This is a genomic window from Mesorhizobium sp. M7A.F.Ca.US.005.03.2.1, assembly GCF_003997795.1.
GTDB classification, from domain to species: domain Bacteria; phylum Pseudomonadota; class Alphaproteobacteria; order Rhizobiales; family Rhizobiaceae; genus Mesorhizobium; species Mesorhizobium ciceri.
Genome location: NZ_RZRP01000546.1, coordinates 1 through 4,307 on the forward strand (window position 1 = coordinate 1; position 4,307 = coordinate 4,307).

A 4,307-nucleotide genomic window follows, 5' to 3' on the forward strand; every position below is an offset into this window, starting at 1 on the left:
GCCATTTCGGCCCAGATCTCGTCATTCAAGGCCAGCAGCCGCTTGCCCCTGCCGAATAGCTGTTCACCGGCGCGCGTCAGCCGCAAGCCGCGCCGGTCGCGCTCGAAGAGGCTCGAGCCGAACGCCTCCTCCAGCCGTTTGACCTGCTGGCTGACAGCACCTTGCGTCAGGTGCAGTGCATTGGCCGCCGCTGTCATGCTGGCCTTGTCGGCGACGGTGATAAAGGTGCGGATCAGCGCCATGTCGAGATTTCGGATCATGGTTGGCATTATGCTTGCTAATGTCAACCATAGCAAACATTGCATTTACTGAAGTTCGTGCGCAGCTACGATGGCAGCCCTCCCACCGAGGACGCCGCATGCTCGAGCCCATTTTCCCGCTCATCCTGTTTGCCATCGTCGCCACCACCACGCCCGGCATCGCCACGACCCTGTCGACGGCATCGGGCGCGCAGTTCGGCTTTCGCCGTTCCGTACCCCTGCTGATCGGCAGCGCCGCCGGCCTCGCCACGGTGACGAGCGCCGCCGCCGCCGGGCTCGCCGGCCTGCTGCTCGCCGTGCCCTCGCTGCAACTGGCGATGAAGGTCACCGGCTCACTTTATCTCGTCTGGCTGGCGATCAAGATCGGCCGCAGCGGACCGCCTAATCTGGATGTGAACATGACCAGGCCGAACAGCTTTCTCGGCGGCGCCGGCATTCAATGGATGAACCCGAAGGGATGGGCGATGGGACTGGGCGCCGCGGCGTCGTTCGCGGCATTGGCCAGCGGACCGATGCAGCTCGCGCTGCTGCTCGGCGCCACTTTCGGCCTCGCGGCCGCCGCCTCGCTTTCACTGTGGTGCGTGGCCGGCATGGTGCTGGCGCGGCTGCTCAAGACCGAGTGGCAATGGCGCGCGCTCAACGTCGTGCTGGCGCTGGTGCTGGCCGCCTCGATCATTCCGATGTGGCGGTCGGTGTAAAGCGCTCAAGCCAAAAACCGCGCCAGCCCCCCACCCGGGCCTTCGGTCCGACCTCCCCACAAGGGGGAGGTAGGGAGCGCGCCTTTTCCAAGCCTCAAGGAGGGTGGCGCGCGCCCCTAACCTTCCCCCTTATGGGGGTCCGAAGGTGGGCGAGACCCGTGGCTCGCCCCGGCAAGTCGCTGCGAAGCAGCGGGCTGGGGGTCCTGGTTCGCAAAGCAAACCAGCCCCTCAACCGTCAAACCCCGTAACGCGCCGCCGGCTTGTCGGCGTGCAGGCTGCCGTAGAAGGCTTGCCGGGCGCCGAGGAATGTGTCGAGCTTGGCCGCATCGGCAAGCGCGGGCACGGTGACCGCCTCGCCTTTGGCCAAGCCGACAAGTGCGGCATCGACCATGTCGTCGGCGGTCATGATGATCTCCTTCGGAACGTTTGCGATATCGGTGCCGGCAAGTTCCCAGAAATCGGTCCGGGTCGCGCCCGGCAGCACCACCTGCACCTTCACATTGGTGCCCTCGACCTCACGGTGCAGGGCTTCGGTGAAGTTGACCACATAAGCTTTGGTGCCGCTGTAGATGCCGCCGAAGGAGGTGTCGAAGGCGAGCACCGAGGCGATGTTGACGATGCCGCCGCGGTTGCGTGCCAAAAGCCCCGGCAGCACGGCGCGGGTTAGACGCGTCAAGGCGATGGTGTTGACCTTGATCATGCGCTCGGCCGCGTCGACATCGGCGGTGGCCACGACGGCCTGGCCGCCGATGCCGGCATTGTTGACCAGCAGTGTGATGCTCTCGTCGGCTGTTACAGCTTGCTCGACGCGGCGCACATCATCGTCGTTTGCAAGATCGGCGCTGATCACGCCGACCTTGCGGCTATAGGTCTGGCGCAGCTTCCCGGCCAGTTCCTCCAGCCGGTCGGCGCGCCGCGCCACCAGCACCAGATCGTAGCCCTGCCCCGCCAGCCGGTCGGCATAGACCGCGCCGATGCCCGACGAAGCACCGGTGACGACCGCCGTGCCCTTGTTGCCCTGTCCACTCATTGTCCTGTTCCTTCTTCAACTGATCTTGTTCGTTTCGAATGACCCCGGCGCCGTGGCATCTGCCGCGCTGCCGGAAAGCCGCTTGATCTGATTTAGTGGCATATACCACTAATCGTGAAGTAGGCATATGCCACTATCTTGTCAATGAGACGGGCGGGGATTATTTGAGGGGAGCAGCCGGGCCTCATTCGCCGGCGCCAGGGACCATCATGTCAAAGGACAGCCTGCCCGGCCTCACGCTCTGCAACAACGCCGCGCTGCGCCGCGCGGCGCGCAAGCTCGGCAAGTTTTATGATGATGTGGTGGAGCCGTCAGGCCTCAAGGCGACGCAGCAGGGCCTGCTTTACCAGATCCATATGGGCGATGAGCCGGCGATGGGCGCCATCGCCACGTCGCTGATCATGGACCTGTCGGCGCTCGGCCACACGCTGAAACCGCTGATCCGCGACGGCTATGTCGAGACCTTCGCCGACCCGGAGGACCGCCGCGTCAAGCGTGTACGACTGACGCCAAAGGGCCTGGACAAGCTCGAGGAAGCGATGAAACTGTGGCAAATCGCCCAGCAGCGCTTCGAAGATGTCGTCGGCAAGGACAAGGCCGAAGATTTGCGCGCGGCTCTGGATGAGATCGCCGCGCTGGATTTTGATCTGCCGCCGGCCACGCCCTAAGGCCAGCGTTTGCCAAAGACTCTACTCGGCAGGCATTTCTACAGGCCGAGCCGCCCAGCGGCCGGCGACCACGACGCCAAGCCCGACGATCGGGAAGATCGCGGCCACTAGGCCGAGATCGGCCGGCGCGCCGTAGCGCAGCACGGCACCACCGACCACGGCACCCAGCGCCACGCCGAGATAGAGCGCCGAGGCGTTGAGCGACAGCACGATCGGGGCGGCATCGGGCGCCAGCTTGATGATGCGGCTCGCCTGCGCCGGCGGGAACGCCCAGCCGACGATGCCCCACGGCACCATCATCGCCATCAGCGCCGGCCCGGCAATATGGTGCGGCAGGAAGGTCGGGATGACCGACAATAAAACCAGCATGGCTGCACTCAGCGCCAGCGACCAGCCGACGGTGCGGGTCGCACCGAACCGGTCGGCGGCCTGGCCGCCGCCAATGTTGCCGATGACGGCGCCGACGCCGAAGGCGAGCAGCATGCCGGGCAGCGCGATCTGGCTGAGACCGCCGCCCTCGATGGCAAGCGGCGCGACATAGGCAAAGACGGTGAAGGCGCCGATCAGCGCCAGCACTGTCGTCAACAGGATCGGCATCACGCCGGGACGCAGCGCTGCCGCCAGCCTGCGCTTCAAGGGCAGCCTGGTGCCGACGATGCCCTGCGGCAGCCGGTACCACAGGATCGCGCCTGCAAGCGCGCCAAGGCCGGCGATGGCAAAGAAGGTGCCGCGCCAGCCGGCGACGGTGGCAACGAGCGCGCCGAGCGGCGCACCGAGCGCAACGGCCACAGTGGTGCCGCCGACGACGACGGCGATGGCACGCGCCCGGTGATGATCATCGACCAGCGCTACTGCGGTGCCCTGCGCGGTTGCGGCGAACAGGCCCGACGACAGCGCCATGACGATGCGCGCGACCAGCAGCAGTTCGAAGGAGGAACTCAAGGCGGCGGCGATGTTGCCGATGACGAAGAACACCAGCGTCCACAGGATGACGCGGCGCCGGTCCCATTCGCCGGTCAGCGTCGCGAGAATCGGCGTGCCGACCGCATAGGCGAGCGCGAAGGCGGTAATCAGCGTGCCGGCCAGCGGAATGGAGATGCCGGCATCCGCCGCGATGTCGGGCAGAAGGCTGGAGATGACGAAGCCTTCGGTCGAGATCGTGAACGATCCGAGCGCGAGCCAGAAGAGGCGCTTGTCCATGGCGGGATGTCCTTAGTTCAAAAGTTATTGAACAATTGGACATAACAGGGCATCATGTCAATGAAGCCAGGGAAAAATAGCTGAACCTTCCTGACAGCCCTGTGTCAGCACAGGCCGGGCGGGGTTCGCGCGAGACGGAGAAAGGCCACGTGGAGCCAACAATGATGGATGCGTTGAAATCGGACCCGACTGTGCTTAGTTTCGAGCCATGACCTTGCCACACCCCAATACGGACCAGATCAGCCTGCCGATCGTGCTTGGCGTGCTCGGCGACCCGACGCGGCTTGCCATCGTGCGCTATCTCGCCAGCAAGCAGGGCGTGCCGCTGAACTGCAGCCAGTTCCTCGATTTCGGCTCGAAGACCAATCTGAGCTACCACCTCGCCAAATTGCGCGAGGCCGGCGTCACCCGCGCCGAGGTGGTCGGCACCAACCGCATGATCACACTGCGC

At 65.4% G+C, this 4,307-nt stretch carries 6 protein-coding genes; 3 read left to right on the forward strand and 3 right to left on the reverse strand.

All coding sequences use genetic code 11. From position 1 onward, the window contains the following. Positions 1 to 260, reverse strand: a 260-nt coding sequence (locus EN991_RS25235) for a LysR family transcriptional regulator (RefSeq protein WP_127369783.1), incomplete at its 3' end; no start/stop codon positions are given. Between the two features lie 98 nt (positions 261 to 358). Here EN991_RS25235 and EN991_RS25240 point away from each other — a divergent pair. Next, the gene (locus EN991_RS25240; protein ID WP_127369782.1) at positions 359 to 958 is read left to right on the forward strand and encodes a LysE family translocator; all 600 of its coding nucleotides are present in this window, start codon (positions 359 to 361) and stop codon (positions 956 to 958) included. 235 nt (positions 959 to 1,193) lie between these two features. Here the strand turns inward: EN991_RS25240 and EN991_RS25245 are convergent, their stop codons facing one another. Continuing rightward, positions 1,194 to 1,988, reverse strand: a complete 795-nt coding sequence (locus EN991_RS25245) for an SDR family oxidoreductase (protein WP_013530115.1) — start codon at positions 1,986 to 1,988, stop codon at positions 1,194 to 1,196. A gap of 209 nt (positions 1,989 to 2,197) precedes the next feature. Here EN991_RS25245 and EN991_RS25250 point away from each other — a divergent pair, with 209 nt between their 5' ends. Further along, complete coding sequence (locus tag EN991_RS25250) at positions 2,198 to 2,656, forward strand: MarR family winged helix-turn-helix transcriptional regulator (RefSeq protein ID WP_013530114.1); 459 nt, start codon at positions 2,198 to 2,200, stop codon at positions 2,654 to 2,656. 21 nt (positions 2,657 to 2,677) lie between these two features. Here EN991_RS25250 and EN991_RS25255 read toward each other — a convergent pair whose 3' ends face one another. Beyond that, positions 2,678 to 3,856 carry an MFS transporter gene (locus tag EN991_RS25255; protein WP_013530113.1) on the reverse strand — a complete coding sequence of 393 codons (1,179 nt, stop codon included), beginning with the start codon at positions 3,854 to 3,856 and terminating at the stop codon, positions 2,678 to 2,680. A gap of 208 nt (positions 3,857 to 4,064) precedes the next feature. Here EN991_RS25255 and EN991_RS25260 point away from each other — a divergent pair. Continuing rightward, the coding region (locus EN991_RS25260) for a helix-turn-helix transcriptional regulator (protein WP_164769357.1) at positions 4,065 to 4,307 on the forward strand (243 nt) is incomplete at its 3' end.